At 74.8% G+C, this 19,734-nt stretch carries 16 protein-coding genes; 11 read left to right on the top strand and 5 right to left on the bottom strand.

Annotation, left to right across the window (positions count from 1 at the left end):
- Positions 1-166: 166 nt before the first annotated feature.
- The 4 genes from OG455_RS03870 to OG455_RS03855 form a co-directional block, all read right to left on the bottom strand.
- Positions 167-562, bottom strand: coding sequence for a cell division protein SepF (locus tag OG455_RS03870; protein WP_266290195.1), 396 nt, complete (start codon positions 560-562; stop codon positions 167-169).
- Between the two features lie 271 nt (positions 563-833).
- Positions 834-1,346, bottom strand: a complete 513-nt coding sequence (locus OG455_RS03865) for a DinB family protein (RefSeq protein WP_266290193.1) — start codon at positions 1,344-1,346, stop codon at positions 834-836.
- 64 nt (positions 1,347-1,410) lie between these two features.
- Positions 1,411-2,091, bottom strand: a complete 681-nt coding sequence (locus OG455_RS03860; protein ID WP_266290191.1) for a TVP38/TMEM64 family protein — start codon at positions 2,089-2,091, stop codon at positions 1,411-1,413.
- A gap of 40 nt (positions 2,092-2,131) precedes the next feature.
- Entirely contained in the window at positions 2,132-3,328 is a 1,197-nt protein-coding gene (locus OG455_RS03855) for an MFS transporter (protein WP_266290189.1), read from the bottom strand.
- A gap of 200 nt (positions 3,329-3,528) precedes the next feature.
- Between OG455_RS03855 and OG455_RS03850 the strand changes: the two genes are divergently transcribed.
- The 6 genes from OG455_RS03850 to OG455_RS03825 all read left to right on the top strand — a co-directional run bounded on the left by OG455_RS03850 (position 3,529) and on the right by OG455_RS03825 (position 13,260).
- Positions 3,529-4,836, top strand: coding sequence for an ROK family transcriptional regulator (locus tag OG455_RS03850; RefSeq protein WP_266290187.1), 1,308 nt, complete (start codon positions 3,529-3,531; stop codon positions 4,834-4,836).
- Between the two features lie 312 nt (positions 4,837-5,148).
- Positions 5,149-9,318 carry a Pls/PosA family non-ribosomal peptide synthetase gene (locus tag OG455_RS03845; RefSeq protein WP_266290185.1) on the top strand — a complete coding sequence of 1,390 codons (4,170 nt, stop codon included), beginning with the start codon at positions 5,149-5,151 and terminating at the stop codon, positions 9,316-9,318.
- A 259-nt stretch (positions 9,319-9,577) separates the two neighbouring features.
- Entirely contained in the window at positions 9,578-9,994 is a 417-nt protein-coding gene (locus OG455_RS03840) for a molybdopterin-binding protein (RefSeq protein WP_266300652.1), read from the top strand.
- 83 nt (positions 9,995-10,077) lie between these two features.
- Positions 10,078-10,842 (top strand): glycerophosphodiester phosphodiesterase, encoded by a 765-nt coding sequence (locus OG455_RS03835; protein WP_266290184.1) that lies wholly within the window; start codon positions 10,078-10,080, stop codon positions 10,840-10,842.
- Entirely contained in the window at positions 10,842-11,957 is a 1,116-nt protein-coding gene (locus OG455_RS03830) for a winged helix DNA-binding domain-containing protein (RefSeq protein WP_266290182.1), read from the top strand. Before OG455_RS03835 ends, OG455_RS03830 begins: the two co-directional genes overlap by 1 nt.
- Positions 11,958-12,111: 154 nt before the next feature.
- Complete coding sequence (locus OG455_RS03825; protein ID WP_266290177.1) at positions 12,112-13,260, top strand: AI-2E family transporter; 1,149 nt, start codon at positions 12,112-12,114, stop codon at positions 13,258-13,260.
- Positions 13,261-13,350: 90 nt separating this feature from the next.
- On the opposite strand, the gene OG455_RS03820 is transcribed toward OG455_RS03825, so the two are convergent.
- The gene (locus OG455_RS03820) at positions 13,351-14,307 is read right to left on the bottom strand and encodes an alpha/beta hydrolase (RefSeq protein WP_266290175.1); all 957 of its coding nucleotides are present in this window, start codon (positions 14,305-14,307) and stop codon (positions 13,351-13,353) included.
- A gap of 346 nt (positions 14,308-14,653) precedes the next feature.
- Here OG455_RS03820 and OG455_RS03815 point away from each other — a divergent pair, with 346 nt between their 5' ends.
- The 5 genes from OG455_RS03815 (at position 14,654) to OG455_RS03795 (ending at position 19,639) form a co-directional block, all read left to right on the top strand.
- Positions 14,654-15,442 (top strand): spermidine synthase, encoded by a 789-nt coding sequence (locus OG455_RS03815; protein ID WP_266300651.1) that lies wholly within the window; start codon positions 14,654-14,656, stop codon positions 15,440-15,442.
- Between the two features lie 221 nt (positions 15,443-15,663).
- Positions 15,664-16,530 carry a class I SAM-dependent methyltransferase gene (locus OG455_RS03810; RefSeq protein WP_266290173.1) on the top strand — a complete coding sequence of 289 codons (867 nt, stop codon included), beginning with the start codon at positions 15,664-15,666 and terminating at the stop codon, positions 16,528-16,530.
- 566 nt (positions 16,531-17,096) lie between these two features.
- Positions 17,097-17,984: an ABC transporter substrate-binding protein gene (locus tag OG455_RS03805; protein ID WP_266290171.1), complete on the top strand. Its 888-nt coding sequence runs from the start codon at positions 17,097-17,099 to the stop codon at positions 17,982-17,984.
- A 40-nt stretch (positions 17,985-18,024) separates the two neighbouring features.
- Entirely contained in the window at positions 18,025-18,858 is an 834-nt protein-coding gene (locus OG455_RS03800) for an amino acid ABC transporter permease (RefSeq protein ID WP_266290169.1), read from the top strand.
- Between the two features lie 67 nt (positions 18,859-18,925).
- On the top strand, positions 18,926-19,639 hold the full coding sequence (locus OG455_RS03795; RefSeq protein WP_266300650.1) for an amino acid ABC transporter ATP-binding protein: 714 nt from the start codon (positions 18,926-18,928) through the stop codon (positions 19,637-19,639).
- Positions 19,640-19,734: the final 95 nt, after the last annotated feature.

The raw sequence follows: 19,734 nt of genomic DNA, 5'->3' as shown, positions 1-19,734 counted from the left end.
CTCATCTGAGACATGCGCGTCTCATTTGAGACTGATCGTGCCCATAGCCGCCCGGGTGCCGGGTGCCGGTGCTGGTTGCCGCTGGTAGTCCGCGGTCCGGATGCCGAAAAGCCGGCGGCGGCCCCCCGCTCGGGGACCGCCGCCGGCCTCTCGCTGCCTGATCCGGTCAGCTCTGGTTGTAGAACCCGCTGTCGTCCAGTGGCCGGTCGATCACCATCACCTCGACCTCCGGCGGCGTCAGCAGGAAGACCCGCCGGGCGATCCGCTCGATGCCGCCACGGGTGCCGAAGACCAGGCCCGAGGCGAAGTCGACCATGCGCTTGGCCTCGGCGTCGTCCATCTCCGTCACGTCCATGACCACGGGCGTGCCGCAGCGGATGTGCTCGCCGACCGTGCGGGCCGACTCGAAGCCGGTGGGCTTCACCGAGACGATCTTCGCCGGGTTCGGCAGCATCGGGACGGTGTCCGCGGTCGCCCACGGCTCCTCCCCGTACACCGCGGCGGGGTAGCTCCCGGACGGCATTAGCCACCCGTTGTGGTGCTCGTCGCGAAGTGCTCCCATGCCGCGCCTCCCTGTCCCTGTCCCCGTCTGGCCCCGGGCGTCGCGCAGCCTGCTGACGCGTCGTCCACTCACCGGAGCTGTCCGAGTATCGCACTGATCACCGCTTCGGCGCCCGCGCTGGCGCGCCGTTCAGGTTGTGGCGTGTGCCGGTGGCACAAGCCGTCCTCATGGAGAGCGGACGCCGCAGCTCGGCCGGTGGTTGCGCGGGCCGGCTGAGATCATTCCGACGGCGCGTCGAACGTCCATTCGACGTACCGGAGTTGACGTGAGGTCACTCCCCGGTGACGCCGTCCAGTGCCTCGCGCAGCAGATCCGCGTGGCCGTTGTGCCGGGCGTACTCCTCGATCATGTGGACCTGGATCCAACGCAGCGTCACCTCGTCGTCGCGGCGCAGCCGCTTGCCGACCGTCTCCAGCGGCAGGTCGCCCACGGCCTGCTCGGCCAGCCGGATCTGCTGGCGCCAGGTGGCGAAGGCCTCGGCCGGATCGGCGTCGGCGACCCCGTTGAAGTCGAAGTCCGGATCCTCCGCGGTGCCGTAGAGGTACGTCGGCTCGCCGCCGAGCAGGACCACCTGGTACCAGTAGTGCTCCACCTCGGCGAGATGGCGCACCAGGCCGAGCAGGGTGAGCGTGGAGGGGGAGACCGGGCGCCGCTTCAGCTGCTCCCCGGTCAGGCCGGCCGTCTTGAGTGCCAGGGTCTTGCGGTGGAAGTCCAACCACGAGGCGAGCATGGTCCCCTCGTCCGCGGCGAAGGGCGGGTCGAGCCGGTCTGTCGTGTCGTCCATGGGGCCATCCTGGCGCAGAGCCGGAGGGCACGGCGAATGCGTTTTCCGGCGCGGCCCGTCGGGCTCAGCCGGTGGAGGGCGCCGCTGTGGCCGGTGCCGTGCCCCGGCGGTGGGCGCGCCGGGCGCCGAGCAGGCTCGCCGCGCCCAGCAACACGATCACCGCACCCGAGGCGAGGAAGGCGGGCGAGCCGGGTGAGCCGGCCGAGGCGCCTGCCACCACGTAGGCCGCCGTGCCCGGCAGCACGCCCAGCGCGGTGCCCGCCAGGTAGGGCCGCAGCCGCACCCCGGACACGGCCGCGCCCAGGTTCACCGCCTGGAACGGGACGCCGGGTACCAGCCGCATCAGCAGCACCGTGCGGAAGCCGTGCTCGGTCAGCCCCCGGTCCAGGGCCAGCAGCGCCCGGCCGCGCAGCAGCGGCCGCAGCGCCCGCTGACCGAGGCCCCGGCCCAGGGCGAAGGCCAGCAGGGCGCCCGCCGTCGTGCCCAGCACCGCGACCGGCACGCCCCAGCGGGCGCCGAACAGCAGGCCGGCCGCCACACTCAGCGCGGGCTTGGGCAGGAAGGCGAGCGTGCCCAGTGCGAAGAACAGCACGAACGCGGGCGCCCGCCAGGCCCCGGGCACCGATGCGGCCAGTTGCCGCGGGTCCCAGAAGAGCACCGACCCGGCCGCCGCCGCCAGGATGAGCGCCAGCAGCGCGGGGCGGGCCCAGCGCGCGTGCGGCAGCGCCAGGCGGATCGGTGTCATGCGGGCGAGTGTAGCCAGCCGCGGCCCGCACCTTCGCAGCTCAGACCGCGGCCCGTCGCTCGGCCGGCTCCGCCGCCCGCGCCCGCACCGCGCCCGCGGCCCGTAGCGCGCCCGCCGTCACGGTCAGGGCGGCGGCCAGCACGGTCACCACCGCGAACGACACCCGCAGCGAGCTGCCCTGGGCGATCGTTCCCACGATCGCGGGCGCGACCAGCCCCGAGGTGTAGGTGACGGTGGCCACGCCCGCGATCGCCTGGCTCGGGTTGGGCCCCGCGTGTCCGGCGGCGGCGAAGGCCAGCGGCACCACCACCGCGATCCCGACGCCGAGCAGCGCGAAGCCCGGGATCGCCACCGCCGGGCTGCTCGCGCTCACCACCAGTACCCCGCCCAGCGCCGCGACCGCTCCGCCGACCCGCACGGTGCGCACCGCCCCGAGTCGCCGCACCACCACGTCGCCCGCCAGCCGGGCCACCGCCATGGTGCACGCGAAGGCGGTGTAGGCGAAGGCCGCGGTGCCGGCGGCCGCGCCGGTCAGGTCGCGCAGGTAGACGCTCGACCAGTCCGCCCCCGCGCCCTCGGCGAAGACCGCGCAGAAACCGACCAGGCCGATCGCCAGCGCCGAGCGCGGCGGCAGCGCGAACCGGGGCGGCGCCTCGGCCTCGGGCTCGGGGCGCACGTCCAGCAGCCAGGTGCAGACCAGCTGGCCGACGGCGAGCAGCACCACGGCGGCGATCGCCAGGTGCGGCGCGGCGGCCAGGTGCTGGTGGGCCGCCAGGGCACCGCACGCCGCGGCGATCAGGCCGCCCAGGCTCCACATCCCGTGCAGCCCCGACATGATCGACTTGCCCATCCGGTGCTCGACCTCGACGCCCTCGGCGTTCATCGCCACGTCCGCCATCCCGGCGGCACCGCCGAAGAGCAGTAGGGCCAGGCAGAACCAGGGCAGGCCGGGGGCGAGCGCGGGCAGCGCCAGCGAGAGGCACCAGAGCGCCAGCAGCAGCCGGATCGCGGCCCGCGCGCCGAGCCGGTGGGCGATCCGGCCGGCCAGCGGCATCGCGGTGGAGGCGCCGATCGCGGGCATCACCAGGGCCAGTCCGAGCTGGCCCGGGCTCAGGTGCAGCCGGTCCTGCAGGGCCGGGATGCGAGTGGCGAAACTGCCGCTGACCGCGCCGTGGACGGCGAAGACCAGCGCGATGCTGAGCCGGGCCCGGCGCAGCGGATGGGCAGGTGTCGGCATGTCGGAATTCTCCCCGTTCGACGGATGGACCACGCGGCGGATAAATTATCAGGAAGGGACCCTGATAGATAGCGGAATTCCGTCGGAAAGTCCGGCGCTCCGCGGCGTCCTGCGGAGCCTGGTGCCCCTGCGGCGCTCGGTGACCGGGCCGCTCGGCGTCCGGGCCGACCCCTCCGACCGATCTGGAAGGATGCGTGGTCATGACCACCGCGCGCACGGCCACCCCGAGCACCGCCCGTGCGATCAACGACCGGTTGGCCCTCGACCTGCTGCTCGGCCACGGCCCGCTGACCGCCACCGAGCTGCGCACCCTCACCGGGCTCTCCCGCCCCACCATCGCGGACCTGCTGGAACGGCTGCAGCGCGGCGGCCTGGTGGCCATCGTCGGGGAGCGCGGCGAGCAGCGGCGCGGACCCAACGCCCGCCTGTACGCGCTGCGCGCCGACCGGGCCCACGTGGCCGGGATCGACGCGCGGATCTCCGGGGTCACCCTGATCGTCGCCGACCTGACCGGGCGGACCCTGGCCAGCGCCGCACTGCCGGTCGAACCCGGCCAACCCGGCCAACCCGGCCACCCCGAGCTCCCCGGCCACCCCGAGTTCCCCGCCGACGAGGCCCACCCGGAAGGCCCCGCCGACCCGGCCCGTCCCGCCGGCCCGCCGGCCGGCTTCGCCGAGCAGGTGCTGCGGACCCTGCTCGACACCGCGCGCCGGGCCGGCGCGCACACGCTGCACACCGTCGCCATCGGCGCCCCCGGCCTGATCGACCCGGCCACCGGAGCGCTGAGCAGCACCTCGCGACTGCAGCACTGGCACGCCCGGCTGGTCGCCACCCTGCGCGCGGGGCTGGACTGCGAAGTGCTGCTGGAGAACGAGGCCAACCTGGCCGGCATCGCCGAGCACCGGCTGGGCGCCGCCACCGACCGGGACACCTTCGTGCTGCTCTGGCTGGGCCACGGCACCGGCGCCTCGGTGGTGCTGGACGGCCGGCTGCGCCGCGGTGCCTCCGGCGGCACCGGCGAGATCGGCTTCCTGCCGGTGCCCGGCACCGGGGGGCTGCCCGACACGGAGAGCTGCGACGGCGGCTTCCACAGCCTGGCCGGCGCCCAGGCCGTCTGCGCGCTGGCCCGCTCTCACGGCCTGCCGGTCAGCGACGGCGCGGAGGACGCGGGCGGCGCCGGGCCGGCCGAGGCGGTGGTGCGCGCCGCGGTCGCGGCCGGCCCGGCGGGGGAGCCGTTCCTGGACGAGCTGGCCGACCGGGTGGCGATCGGCGTCTCGGCGCTGAGCGTGATCCTGGACCCGGGCTGCGTGGTGCTGGGCGGCGAGGTCGGCCGGGCGGGCGGTGTGGCGCTGGCCGATCGGGTGGCGGTCCGGCTGGCGCGGCTCTCCCCGCTGCGCACCGAGGTGCGGGCCAGTACGACCGGCGGCGACGCGGTGCTGAGCGGGGCGGTGCTGACGGCCTCGGACGTGGTGCGGCGCGATCTCTTCGGCGGGCTCGACCTGGCCTGAGGCGGGCTCGACCTGGCCTGAGACGGCCTCGACCTGCTCTGAGACGGCCTCGACCTGTGCCTGAGGCGGGCTCCAGGCCCGGCTGATCATGTGATGAGCTTTGTCCGGTTCATGAGGGTTTCATGAACAATCGGCGCCGTCGTCGGGGTTGTCGAGATCGCCCGCCTACTCTCCGTTGTGGGGTCAGTGGGCCGGATGGGTCGATTTGTGCCGATCGTCCAACCGTTCGCCACCACGCCGCGTCCCCACGCACGCGGCCGGGTTCCCATCGCCCGCTGCCGACCCGCAAGCCGTCCGGCGAGAGCAAGGTCCATGGAAGCAGTAGAAGATCTAGGCGCCCCGCTGCGCGAATCCTGGGGAGCGGCGCAGGCCGCCCAGCCGGCGCAGGCCACCGGCGTACTCTGGCCGGTCGCGCCCCCCGCGCCCGCCCGCACCCTGGTGGACGTCCTGGAGGCCGCCGCGCACGCCTGGCCGCAGGCGCCCGCGCTGGACGCCGACGGGCAGGTGCTCGACTACCGGACGCTGCTGGCCGCCGTGGCGGAGTCGGCCCGGCACCTGGCCGCCGCCGGGATCGGCCGTGGTGACCGGGTCGGCGTACGGGTCCCGTCGGGCACCGCCGACCTCTACCTCGCGATCCTCGCCGTGCTGGAGGTCGGCGCCGCCTACGTCCCGGTGGACTTCGACGACCCGGACGAGCGGGCCGAGCTGATCTGGGCCGACGCCGGTGTCTGCGCCGTGATCGGTGCCGGGCGCACGTTCACCCTGCGCCCCGCCGTGGCGCCCGGCCGCCGCCCGGCCCGGCCCACCCCTGGGGACGACGCCTGGATCATCTTCACCTCCGGCACCACCGGCCGCCCCAAGGGCGTCGCCGTCAGCCACCGCTCGGCGGCCGCCTTCGTGGACGCCGAGGCCGGACTCTTCCTGCGCGGGAACGAGCTGCGCCCGGGCGATCGGGTGCTGGCCGGCCTCTCGGTCGCCTTCGACGCCTCCTGCGAGGAGATGTGGCTGGCCTGGCGGCACGCGGCCTGCCTGGTACCCGCGCCGCGCGCGCTGGTCAAGGCCGGCGCCGACCTGGGGCCCTGGCTGGTACAGCGCGGGATCACGGTGGTCTCCACCGTCCCCACCCTGGTCGCGCTCTGGCCGGTGGCCTGCCTGCGGCAGGTGCGGCTGCTGATCCTGGGCGGTGAGGCCTGCCCGGCCGAGCTGGTCGAGCGGCTGGCCGCCCCGCACCGCGAGCTGTGGAACACCTACGGCCCCACCGAGACCACCGTGGTCGCCTGCGCCGCGCCGCTGGTACCAGGGGAGCCGGTGCGGATCGGCGTGCCGCTGGCCGGCTGGGAGCTCGCCGTCGTCGACCGCGCGGGCGACCCGGTCGCCTGGCACGAGACCGGTGAGCTGCTGATCGGCGGCGTCGGTGCCGCCCGCTACCTCGACGCGGCCAAGGACGCCGAGAAGTTCCGTCCGCACCCGTCGCTGCGCGCCCCGCGGGTCTACCGCAGCGGCGACCTGGTCCGGGCCGATCCCGCGGGGCTCGTCTTCGTCGGCCGCGCCGACGAGCAGGTCAAGCTGGCGGGGCGCCGGGTCGAGCTCGGCGAGATCGACGCCGCGCTGCAGGCGCTGCCCGGTGTGCGGGCCGCCGCGGCGGCCGTGCGCGGGACCGCCGGGGGCGGCGAGGTGCTGGTCGGCTACCTGGTCCAGGAGCGGGCGGCGGGTTTCGACACCGAGGCCGCCCGCGCGCTGCTGCTGGAGCGGCTGCCCCGTTCGCTGGTCCCGGTGCTCGCCCTGGTCGAGGAGCTGCCCACCCGCACCTCGGGCAAGGTGGACCGGGCCGCGCTGCCCTGGCCGCTGACCGGCCAGGCCGACCAGCGGACGGCCGGTGGCGCCGCCAGTGGCGCCGACGCCGACGGGCTGGCGGGCACCGCCGCCTGGTTGGCCGCCCGCTGGCGCGAGCTGCTCGGCCTGCCGGTGACCGGGCGATCCGACTTCTTCGCGCTCGGCGGCACCAGCCTGGCCGCCGCGCGGCTGGTCTCGGCACTGCGCGAGCGCCACCCCGGCGTCTCGGTGGCCGATGTCTACGGCCACCCGACGCTGCGCGCGCTGGCCGCCCGGCTGGACGAGCTGACCGGCCCGCCGCCGGAACACTCCTGCGGCGCGCCGTTCACCACCGCGTCCGGCGCGCCGTTCACCACCGCGTCCGGTGCCCCGTCCGGTGCCCCGACCGGCGCGCCGCACGTCTCGGCGCCGCAGGCCGTGCGCGGCGAGCCCCGCCCCGTGCGGCCCACTCCGCGCCGCGCCGGGCTGGTCCAGCTGCTGGTGCTCACCGTCGCCTACACCGTCAGCGGCCTGCGCTGGGTGCTGGCGCTGGCCGCGCTCGACAACCTCACCGGCCGGGTGCCGTGGGCTCCGCACGCGCCCTGGTGGCTGATCATCACCGGCTGGCTGGTGCTGGCCAGCGCGCCCGGCCGGCTGCTCCTGGGCGCCGGCGCGGCCCGGCTGCTCACCGCCGGCCTGCGGCCCGGCAACTACCCGCGCGGCGGCTCGGTCCACCTGCGGCTGTGGACCGCCGAACGGGCGGTGGCGGCCTTCAACCTGGCCGCGCTGATCGGCACCCCCTGGGCCCGGCACTACGCCCGCGCGCTCGGCTGCCGGGTCGGCCGGGGCGCCGACCTGCACACCATGCCGCCGGTCAGCGGCCTGGGCCGGTTCGGCCCCGGCTGCTCGGTCGAGCCCGAGGCCGACCTGGCCGGCTGGTGGCTGGAGGGCGACATGCTGCGGCTGGGCCGGATCGGGGTCGGCGCCGGCGCCCGGGTCGGCACCCGCGCGATGCTGATGCCCGACGCCCGGCTGGGCGCCGGTGCCGACCTGGCGGCCGGCTCCTGCCTCTTCGGCGAGCTGCCGGCCGGCGAGCGCTGGCACGGCTCCCCGGCCCGCCCGCTGGACGGCCCGGGCGTGGCCCGGGCCGGCGAAGGCTGGCCGGCCCCCGCGCACGGCAGCTCGCGCACCTGGCGCCTCGCCTACGCGCTGGCCCTGCCGCTGCTCGGCCTGCTGCCGCTCCTCGCCGCCGCGCCCGCGCTGCTGGTGGTCTTCCAACTGGTCGACCAGGACCGTTCGCTGGGCGCCGTGCTGGTCCAGCTGCTGACCGTCTCGCCGCTGGCCGCGCTCGTCTCGATGGTCTGCTACGCGGGCCTGCTGGTGCTGCTGGTCCGCCTGCTCGGCCGGGCCATCACGCCCGGCTTCCACCCCGCGCACGGCAAGGCCGCCTGGTGCACCTGGGTGGTCAGCCGCCTGATGGGCACCGCGCGCGGCGCGCTCTTCCCGTTCTACGCCAGCCTCTTCACCCCCGTCTGGCTGCGGCTGCTCGGCGCCGGCGTCGGTCGCCGGGTGGAGGCCTCCACGGTGCTCACCCTGCCCGGCCTGATGCGGGTGGCGGACGGCGCCTTCCTCGCCGACGACACGCTGATCGCGCCCTTCGAGATGCGCGGCGGCTGGCTGCGCCTGGGTATCGCCCGGGTCGGCCGCCGGGCTTTCGTCGGCAACTCCGGCATCGTCGGCCCCGGCCGCTCGCTGCCCGACGACGCCCTGGTCGGCGTGCTCTCCGACGCCCCGCCGCAGGCCGAGCCCGGCTCGTCCTGGCTGGGCCGCCCCGGCCTGGCGCTGCCCCGGATCGCCGAGACGGGTGACCCGAGCCGCACCTACGAACCGCCGCGCCGGCTGATCCTGGCCCGCGCCGCGGTGGAGCTGTGCCGGGTGGTGCCGGTGCTCTTCGCCGTGCTGCTCGGCGACCTCGCGGTGGTCGCCATGCAGGAGCTGGTCGACAGCGACGGGCTGGTCCTGGGCGGCGCCCTGGTCGGCCCGGTGCTGATCGGCGCGGGCATCGCCGCCTGCCTGGTCACCACCGCCGCCAAGTGGCTGCTGGTGGGCCGCTTCAAGAGCGGTGAGCACCCGCTCTGGTCCTCCTTCGTCTGGCGCAACGAGCTCTACGACACCTTCGTCGAGGAGCTGGCGATGCCCTGGCTGGGCCGGACCCTGGTCGGCACCCCGTTCCTCAACCTCTGGCTGCGCTCGCTCGGCGCCCGGATCGGCCGGGGCGTCTGGTGCGAGACGCACTGGCTGCCGGAGACCGACCTGGTCGCCGTCGCCGACGGGGCGAGTGTCAACCGGGGCTGCGTGCTGCAGACCCACCTCTTCCACGACCGGGTGATGCGCCTGGACCAGGTCCGCCTCGGCGCCGGTGCCACCCTGGGCCCGCACTCCATCGTGCTCCCGGGCTCGGCGGTCGGCGCCGGCACGGCCGTTGGCGCCTCCTCCCTGGTGATGCGGGGCGAGGAGATGCCCGACGGCACCCGCTGGGCCGGCAACCCGGTCGCCGCCTGGCCCACCGCGCAGCGCACCACCGCCGCCCGCACCCCGCGCCGCCACGCCACCCCGGCCCGCCACCGCCCGGCCCCCCGCCGGCCCGCCTCCCCGGGCCGCCAGCGCTGACGCCACCGCCCGCCCCCGACCGCCGCTCGCCCCCACCGCCGGCCGGGGGTGGGCGGCGCCGGCCTCGCGGCACGGCGGTGAGAACGTCCGACCGGTGGTCCGGTTCGACAACCGACCGGGTGCGGCCTTCGGCGGCGTGCGGCGTGCGGCGTCCGGGGCTCGGTGTGCGGGGGCTCGGTGTGCGGCGGGTCGGGGACGATGCGGCAGGATGGAGACCGCATTCGATCACCACGAGCGCCACGAGATCCCGGGGAGTGCCATGGGACAGCCCGCCCGTCCGGTCCACCACTACCGCATCGGCGAGGCCGCGGCCATGCTCGGTGTCAGCGCGGACACCATGCGCCGCTGGGTCGACGCGGGCCGGCTGGCCGCCGAGCGGGACGAGCACGGGCACCGGATCATCGCCGGGGACAAGCTGGCCACCTTCGCGCGTGAACTGGCCAAGCCCGGGGTCGCCGAGGCCGAGGGGCGGACGTCCTCCGCGCGCAACCGCTTCCCCGGGATCGTCACGCACGTGGTGCTGGGGGACGTGGCCGCGCAGGTGGAGATCCAGGCCGGGCCGTTCCGGGTGGTCTCGCTGATCAGCCGCGAGTCGGCCGAGGAACTGGGCCTGGTGCCCGGCGCCCGGGCCACCGCGGTGATCAAGTCGACCAATGTGATGATCGAGGGACACTGACCCGGAAGCACCGGCGCCCACCGCCGTCGCACCGCCCGAGGCGGTGTCAGGTCCCGCACCACGAGCCGCAGTTGAGGAGAGCCGTGTCCCGAGCCGTTCCGTCCACCCCCCAGGCCGCGGTGGACGCCGCCCCGGTCCCCGCCGGTGCCGGCCCCCGCCCGCTGGCCGTCGCGCACCGGGGCGATCCGTACCGCTTCCGCGAGAACACCCTGCCCTCGGTGGCCGCGGCGCTGGCCGCCGGGGCCGACGCGGTGGAGGTCGACGTGCGGCTCACCCGCGACGGCGTCCCGATGCTGCTGCACGATTCCACGCTCAAGCGGCTGTGGGGCCTGGACCGTCCGCTGCACGCGCTCACCGCCGAGAAGTTGGCCGCCCAGCGCTTCGAGGGCGGCGAGCGGGTCCCGACGCTGGCCGAGGCGCTCCAGCTGGTGGCCGAGCACCCCAGCGCCAGGCTGATGATCGACCTGGACGACCCGGCGCCCGCCGCGGCGGCCTGGCAGGCCGTCAGCGAGCGGCGGGCCGCGGACCGGGTGCTCTTCTGCGGGCCCGCGACCGCCCTGCTGGCGGTGCGCGCGCTGGCGCCGGAGGTGCCGCTCGCGCTCACCTGGGAGCGGCCGGGCCTGCCGGTCGCCGCGCTGCTGGCCGACTTGCGCCCGCGGTACCTCAACCCGCCCTTCGGGCTGGTCGACCAGGCCCTGGTGGACCGGGCGGCGCAGGCCGGGCTGGCGGTCAGCACCTGGACGGTGGACCGCCGCCGCACCATGCGCCGGATGCGCGCGGCCGGGGTCGCCTCGGTGACCTCCAACCGGATCGGTCTGCTGCGCTCCGTGCTCGACGGCCGTCCCTGATGCCCGCCGTCCTCGGCCGGCGCGCCCTGAACCGCGCCCTGCTGGCCCGCCAGCACCTGCTCGCCCCGGCCGAGCTGACGCCCGAGCAGCTGCTCACCCACCTGGTCGGCCTGCAGTCGCAGGCCACCGATCCGCCCTACTACGGCCTCTGGTGCCGACTGCCCGACTTCGCCCCCGAGCAGCTCGGCGGGCTGCTCGAAACGCGGGCCGCGGTCCGGCTCGGGCTGCAGCGCGGCACCATCCACCTGGTCACCGCCGCGGACGGCCTGCGGCTGCGCCCGCTGCTGCAGCCGGTGCTGGACCAGGGCCTGCGCGGCGGCTACGGCAAGCTGCTGGCCGGCCTCGACCTGGCGGCGATGACCGAGCGCGGCCGTCGACTGGTGGACGAGGCGCCGCGGACCTTCCAGGAGCTCGGCGCGCTGCTCGGCGCCGACCACCCCGAGCGCGACCCCGCCGCGCTGGCCCAGGCGCTGCGGGCCCGCCTCGCCCTGGTCCAGGTGCCGCCGCGCGGTCTGTGGCGCACCGGCGGGGCGGCGGCGCACACCACCGCCGAGCACTGGCTGGGCCGACCGCTGGACACCCCGGCCGACCCCGCCGAGCAGGAGCTGCGCCTGGACGAACTCGTGCTGCGCTACCTGGCCGCCTTCGGTCCCGCCACCGTGGCCGACGCGCAGAAGTGGTCCGGCCTGACCCGCCTCGGCGCCGTCTTCACCCGGCTGCGCCCGCGGTTGACCGAACTGCGGGACGAGGCCGGCCGCACCCTCCACGACCTGCCCGACGCGCCCCGGCCCGGCCCGGCCGCCCCGGCTCCGGTGCGGCTGCTGGCGCCGTTCGACAACCTGCTGCTCTCGCACGCCGACCGGACCCGGGTGCTGCCGGAGGAGTACCGGACGCGGGTGATGACGCAGAACGGCATCGTGCCGGGCACCCTGCTGGTGGACGGCTTCGTGGCCGGCACCTGGCGGGTGGAGCGCTCGGGCGACCGGGCGGCCGCCGAGCTGACGGTGTTCGCGCCGCTGGCCGCATCGGCCCGGCGGGCGGCCGAGGAGGAGGCGGAGCGCCTGCTGGCCTTCGCGGCACCGGAGGCGACGGCGCGTGAGGTGACGCTGCGGTAGGTGACGCCGCGGTAGGCGCGGGTCGAATCGGGTCTCGGGGTGCCAAATATGCTCATATGTAACTCGCTGACGCGGCGGAGTCAGCCGGGCCGGTAGCGGTACGGAGACGGCGGCGGAGGCAGAGTCGCGGAGGCAGAGTCGGAGGCGGAGGAGCATGCGGGCCGGAGAAGCCGAGCACCCCGAGAGCTCGGGTCAGCCCGGGCGCCCCGCCCAGGTGCTGCCGCCCGGTGTGCGCACCGCCGCGGCCTGGTCCGTCGCGGTGATCCTCTTCATCGCCGTCGGCACCCTGGTCGTCTACGCCCTGGTCGCGCTGCGCGCCGCGACCGTCCCGCTGCTCCTCGCGCTGCTGGGCACCGCGCTGCTCTACCCGGTGATGCCCTGGCTGGTCGGGCGCGGCGTGCGGCGTGGCCTGGCCGCCGCGCTCACCTGCGCGGTACTGGTCGCGATGGTCTTCGCGGTGCTGGCCGTGCTCACCAACTCCCTGGTGCACAGCGCGCCGCAGATCGCCTCCTCGCTCCAGGAGGCCGGCCGCCAGATCGCGAGCCGGCTCGGTCCACTCGGGGACAAGATCAAGTACGCGCTCTCCCAGTCCGCCGGCTCCGGCAGCTCGCTGGTCTCCTCGCTGGCCGACGGCGTGCTCTCGGGCCTCGGCTTCGCCACCCAGGTGGCCACCGGCGGGGTACTGGTCCTCGCTCTGGTCTTCTTCTTCCTGCGCGACGGCCACCGCAGCGGCGACCTGGTCCGCTCCGTGCTGCCGGGTGAGCGCGCGGAGACGGTGATCGCCTGCGGTCAGCGGGCCTTCGACGCGATGGCCGGCTTCATGCGCGGCACCTCCCTGATCGCCCTGATCGACGCCACCTGCATCGGCGTCGGCCTGCTGATCCTGGGCGTCCCCGGCGCGGCGGGGCTGGCCGCGCTGGTCTTCCTAGGCGCCTTCGTCCCGTTCATCGGTGCCTTCCTCTCCGGCACCGTGGCGGTGCTGGTCGCGCTGGCGGACGGCGGACCCGGCAAGGCGCTCTGGACGCTGGGCGTGGTGCTGGCCGTCCAGATGGTCGAGGGCAACATCCTGCAGCCGGTGATCCAGAGCCGGACCGTGGAGCTGCACCCCGCGACGATCATGATCGCGGTGGTGGCCGGCGCCGGCGTGGCCGGGATCCTCGGCGCGCTGCTCGCCGTCCCGCTCAGCGCCGCCGTGCTCGGGGTGGTCTCCGTGCTGCGCGGCCGAGGCTTCGGCGAGCCGCCGCCGGGGGCGCCGCCCCGGTCGGCGGCGGCCCCTGCCCCGGGGGCCGCGCCCGCGGAGTGATGCGGAGTGCGGCCCCCAGGGCAGTCGGTGACTGACGACCGGTCTGACGGCCGGTCAGACAGCCGGTCAGACAGCCGGTCAGGCGGCCGGTCAGGCGGCCGGAGCGGGGACGTACGCGCCGATCCAGCGGTCCAGCTCGGCGAAGACCTGGGCACGGGCCCGCTCACCGGAGAGGACCAGGTCGTGCATGCCGCCCTCGATCCGCACGGTGGTGACGTGGCGGCCCAGTCGGGGTGCGAGCGCGGCGATGTCGTCGGCGCGCAGCACCGCGTCGCGCTGGTGCATCGCCGGGTCCCACTTGGAGGTGATGATCGAGGCGGTGGAGGCCATCAGCAGGACCGGGCAGTCGATCCGCAGGCCGCGCCGCACCTCGCGGTGACCGCGCTGGATGGCCGCCAGCCAGCCGGCGTACATCGGGAAGCCCTCGGCGGGCTTGAAGGCGAGGTCGAAGTCCCACTCGCCCCGGTGGTCGCGGTGCAGGCTGTGCACGTAGTGCGGGTTGAGCGGGGCGGGCAGCTTGCGGGTGGCGGCGAGGCGGCCCAGGGCGCCGACGGCCGGGGCGCCGAGGGTGCGCATGGCGGGGCTGGTGGGCATCGACAGGAACGGGCTGTTGAGGAAGAGCCCGTCCACCAGGCCCTGGCCGCTGCGGCGCGAGGCCCACAGCGCGGCGACCAGGCCACCGGTGGAGTGGCCGTTGAGCAGCAGCTGGGTGTGGCCGTCGGCCCGGATGGTCCGCACCGCCTGCTCCAACTCCTCGTCGTAGGCGGCGAGGTCGCGTACGAAGTTCGGTGACTGGTGCGGCCGCAGCGAGCGGCCGTACTTGCGCAGGTCCAGCGCGTAGAAGGAGAAGCCCGCCGCGACGAAGTGGTCGGCGAGGTTCGTCTGGAAGAAGTAGTCGGTGTAGCCGTGGAGGTACAGCACGGCCTTCGCGGCACCGGGGAACAGCCGCCTGACCAGGGTCGCGCCGACCGGGCCCTCCTCGTCCGGAGCCAGGGCCAGCTCCGCCGCCTCGTACGGGGCACCCAGGATGTCTTCTCGAAAGTCCACGTCTGCTGCCGCACCCAATCTCTGCTCTGCTCCGACCTGCTCGGGAGCACCGACGATACCGGCCGGTAGCCTGCGGGGTGCGGTGCACGGGCCGATGATCCGGGGCCTATGCTGCCGACATGTCGATCACCGCCGCCGCCGGGCAGAGCCGCCGCGTGGCGTCCGGGCCGCCCCGGCTTCATCGCAGGCCCCGACACCGGCCTCACCACCGGCCTCACCACCGGCCTTGTCGCCGGCCTCACCACCGGTCGGGGGCCCGCCGGTGACGGCGTCCCCGCCCGTCGGCGGTGCGGCGGGCGAGCCGGTGCCGGTGCAGCGCGAGACCGCCTTCGGCACGGCCAAGCTGATGCCGGACCTCGACGAGGAGGGCGGCTGGCTGCTCACCCTGGACGGCACCCCGCAGTCCTACGTCGACCTCGCCGACCCCGGTCACCTCGAATTCGAGTACACCCAGCGGCTCGGCCACTTCGCCGACACGCTGGCCGCCGAGGGGCAGGGTCTGGCGGTGCTGCACCTCGGCGGCGGCGCCCTCACCCTGCCCCGCTACCTCGCCGCCACCCGACCCGGCTCGCGCCAGCGGGTGGCGGAGGCGGACGGCCCGCTGGTCGAACTGATCCGCGAGGTGCTGCCCTGGCCGGAGCCGGACATCACGGTGACCGTCGGCGACGCCCGAGAGGTGCTGGCCACCACCGCGCCCGCGTCGCTGGACCTGGTGATCGCCGACGTCTTCCAGGGCTCGCGCACCCCCGCCCACCTCACCAGCACCGAGTTCGTCCAGCAGGCCGCCGCCGTCCTGCGCCCCGGCGGCAGCTACGCGGCCAACCTCGCGGACAGCGCGCCGCTCGACTTCGCCCGTGCGCAGGCCGCCACGGTGCGAGCGGTCTTCGCGCACAGCTGCCTGATCGCCGAGCCCTCGGTGCTGCGCGGCCGCCGCTACGGCAACCTGCTGCTGATCGGCTCGCAGGCCCCGCTCCCGGTGGAGCCGCTGGCCCGCCGCCTGGCCGGCGACCCGTTCCCGGCCCGCCTGGTCGAGGGCGCCGAGCTGCGCCGCCTGATCGGCGCCGCCGTCCCGGTGGGCGACGCGCAGGCGCGCCGCTCGCCACCGCCGCCGGCCGGGGCGTTCAGCATCGGCTGAGGCTGAGGCTGAGGCTGAGGCTGAGGGAGGCTGAGGCTGCGGTCGGATCGGGGCCCGTGGTGGCGGCCAGAGTCTCGGCAGGTGGCCCGGCTGACGCGGTGTCAGAATGTCGGTACGCCCCGAGAACCGAGGAGTCGACCGCGTTGCCCGCATCCGATGGCCGCCCTGAGTCCGCCCCGGGTTCCGACGCTCCTGAAGCCGCTGCTCCTGAGGAGACCTGCATGGCCCCTGACGCACCGTCGACACCGCCGTCCACCGGAATGCTGCCGGCCACGCTCAGCGCCGTGCCCGAGACCGCGCTCTGGACCCTCTACCAGCGTGCCGCCGAAGCCCGTCGCCCGGACGCGCTGCTGCACGATCCCAAGGCCGTCGAGCTGGTGGACCGGATCGACTACCCGTTCGCCGAGCGGTTCGGCCACAGTTCCCTCCAGGCCCAGTTGCAGGCGCTGCGGGTGGCGTGCTTCGACCGCGAGGTGGCGGATTTCCTGGCCCGGGAGCCGCGCGGCACGGTGGTGTGTCTGGGGGAGGGGTTGGAGACCCAGTTCTGGCGCGTCGACAACGGGCGGGCCCGCTGGCTCAGTGTGGACCTGCCCGAGTCGATCGCGCTGCGCGAGGAGTTGCTGCCGCCCGGGTCGCGGCAGCGCTATCTTGCCGCTGACGTCACGGAGTTCGGTTGGGCCGGGGAGGTGGACCGCAGCCGTGCGGTGCTCGTCACCGCGCAGGGATTGCTGATGTATCTGCACCCGGCGAAGGTGCGGGCCCTGATCGCGGGCTGCGCCGAGCGGTTCCCCGGCGGCTCGCTGGTGCTGGACGCCGTGCCGCACTGGTTCAGCCGGATCACCTTGAGCGGCAGGATGGGCAACCGCGACTACCAGGTGCCGCCGATGCCCTGGGCGATGGACGCGGGCGAACGGGACAAGCTCCGCACCGCGAGCCCGGCGGTGGCCGCGGTGCGGGACGTGCGGCCGGTCGGCGGGCGCGGGCTGGTCGGTGCCCTGCTGCCGCTGGCCCTGACCGTTCCGCCGCTGGCGACCCGTCGTCCCTCGGTCACCGTCCTGGACTTCGCCGAGCGGCTCCAACGGTCGTAGTGCTCCGACGGGCGTGGTGCTCCAACAGTCGTAGTGCTCCGACGGTCGTAGTGGCCGACCGCGGCGACCGCGCCGCGGAGTTCGCCTGCCCGGAGCGGGACCGTGCCGGGTGGTTCAGTGCCGCGATCCCACCCCCGCACCCCGGCACCCCGGCACCCGCAAGCGAACGCCTGCGCCGAGAGATTCGTACGGTCCTCGGGCCCCGGTTCGCAGCCGCCTCCGGCCGGCGAGGGAGCCCTTCGAACACGGATTTGACTCCGGCGCTGGTCAGCACGCATAGTGCCGACATGGCTGGATATCTGGTGACCCGCAGGCACATCGACCTGCGCCGCGTGACGGCGATGAGCTGTCGCGCCGGTCGCTGACCCCATTCGCGGGCGTGTTCGCGGGCGTGTACTGACGCCGCCTGCGTCTCTTCCGCACATCGGCCGCCTTCTCGGCCTGTTTCTCACCAATCACTCTGTCGCATAAGGCTGTTCGCCGCTGCCTGCTGCCCTGTGGTCCGTCGACCCCGGGCGGGTCCGGCATGCGCCCGTCCACGCGTCACCATGCCCTCAGGAGCTCCCGTGCGCCCCCGTATCGTCCTCGGCACCCTCACCGCCCTCGCCACCCTGCTGTCGGTCGCCGCCTGCAGCAGCAGCGGCTCCTCCACGAGCTCGGCCGACGGCAACCCGTACCAGCTCGCCACGCCCGGCACGATCCAGGTCGGCACGCTCTCCGACGCCCCGCCGAACGTCTACCTCAAGGACGGGAAGTTCACCGGCTTCGACAACGACCTCTTCACCGCGGTCGCCGCCAAGGTCGGGCTCAAGGTGCAGTTCGCCTCCACCGACTTCTCCGCGCTGCTCTCCCAGGTCGCCAACCACAAGTTCGATGTGGGTAGTTCCTCCATCACCATCACGGAGGCCCGGAAGAAGACGGTGGACTTCAGCAACGGTTACGACTTCGGCTACTTCGGCCTCGACGTCCCCGCCGGCTCCCCGATCACCAGCTTCGACCAGCTCTCCGGCAAGCGGGTCGTGGTGGTCCAGGGCACCGTCCAGGACGACTACGCGACCCAGAAGAACCTCAACCCGGTGCGAGTGCCCGACTACAACAGCGCGCTCAACCAGCTGAAGGCCGGCACCTCGCAGGCCTGGATCTCGCCCGCCGAGATCGGCGAGCAGAGCGCCACGGAGAGCGGCGGCAAGGTGGTGCTCGCGCAGAAGCAGCTCAGCTCGGCGCCGACCGCCTTCGCGGTGGCACACGACCGCCCCAAGCTGCTCGCCGCGCTCAACAAGGGCCTCGACGAGGTGATCGCCGACGGCACCTGGACCAAGCTGCAGGAGCAGTACTACCCGGGGCGGTCGGTGCCGGCCGACTTCAAGCCCGGCAGCGGATCGGTCGCCTTCCCGCCGGTCACCGGAGCCAGCACCTCGCCCAGCACCTCGTCCAGCGCCTCGCCCAGCTCCTGATTCTCCGTCCGTTCCCGCGACCCACCGAAAGGAGGACGACGTGGACCAGCTCGGCGTGCTGGCGCAGACGTTCTTCAACTGGGGATCGATGCGTGCCGCGATCTCCGACCTGCTCACGACCGGCGTGCCGAACACGCTGATCCTCTCGGTGTCCGCCGCGGCCGCCGGCACCCTGCTCGGCCTGCCGCTGGCGGTCGCGGGAACGGCCAGGTCACGCTGGCTGCGCTGGCCGGCCAGGGTGTACACCGATGTGTTCCGCGGCCTGCCGGCCGCGGTCACGATCCTGCTGATCGGCGTCGGTCTGGCACCCCAGGGGCTGGCCGTCTGGGGCCCGGACCCGTACCCGCTCGGCATTCTGGCACTCTCGCTGATCGCCGCCGCCTACTTCGGCGAGATCTTCCGCTCCGGCATCCAGAGCGTGGAGGGCGGCCAGCTGGAGGCCGCGCGCGCCCTCGGGTTCTCCTACCCGGCGGCGATGCGGCTGGTGATCATCCCCCTGGGCGTCAGGCGGGTGCTGCCGGCCTGGGTCAACCAGCTCATCGGGCTGGTCAAGGACTCCAGCCTGATCTACTTCCTCGGACTGACGGCTGATCAGCGGGACCTGTTCCGGATCGGACAGGACGCGGCGGCCAACACCGGGAACGAGTCCGCGCTGGTCCTGGCCGGACTGTTCTACCTGCTGCTCACGGTGCCGCTGACCCACCTCGTCAACGTGATCGACCGGCGGCTGCGGAACGGGCGGCGGGTGGTCGAGGAACCGGCGGACCTGCCGGAAGCCGAGGCGCCTGACAGCACACCACCCGACGCCGCCGCACCTGACACGGCCGCACCCGCCCCCGCCGCACCCGCTGCCGAGGGAGCTTCCCGTGCCTGACCAGCGACCCACCGCACCCACCGCACCCACTGCCACCGGCGTCGGAGCGTCCTTCTCCCCGGTCAGCCTGGCCACCCGGGACCTGCGCCTGTCGCTCGGCGGCAACCCCATCCTGCGCGGCGTGAACCTCGACGTGCCGCGTGGCCACACCCTCTGCGTCATCGGCCCGTCCGGTTCCGGCAAGTCCACCCTGCTGCGGACCGTCAACCGGCTGCTGGAACCAGATCACGGAGACGTGCTGCTGGACGGCGAGAGCGTGCTGCGGCGCGACCCGAATCTGCTGCGGCAGCAAGTCGGCATGGTGTTCCAGCAGTTCAACCTGTTCCCGCACCTGAGCGTGCTGCGCAACCTCACCCTTCCGCTGCGCAAGCTGCGTGGGCTCTCCCGCGAGGAGGCGGACGAGACCGCGCTGCGCCAGCTCGACCAGGTCGGTCTGCGGCACAAGGCCCAGGCGCGGTCCGGACGGCTCTCCGGGGGCCAGCAGCAGCGGGTGGCCATCGCCCGGGCGCTGGTGATGGCACCTCAGGTGATGCTCTTCGACGAGGCCACCTCCGCACTCGACCCCGAGCTGGTCAAGGGCGTGCTCGGTCTGATGGCGGAGCTCGGCCGCGAGGGAATGACCATGGTGGTCGTCACCCATGAGATGGGCTTCGCCCGCGAGGTCGCGGACCGGGTGGCCTTCATGGACCACGGGGTGGTGGTGGAATCCGGCTCACCGGAGGCGCTGTTCGAAGCCCCGAGCAGCCCGCGCCTGCGGCAGTTCCTCGCGGATGTGCTGTGAGCGGTGGCCGGCACGGCGTCGGTCGGCACGGCGTCGGTCGGTGTGGCGCCGGCCGACGTGGCGTCGGTCGGTGTGGCGCCGGCCGACGTGGCGTC

Origin of the sequence: Kitasatospora sp. NBC_01287 (assembly GCF_026340565.1) — a bacterium.
GTDB lineage: Bacteria > Actinomycetota > Actinomycetes > Streptomycetales > Streptomycetaceae > Kitasatospora.
This window is presented reverse-complemented; position numbering and strand designations above follow the sequence as displayed.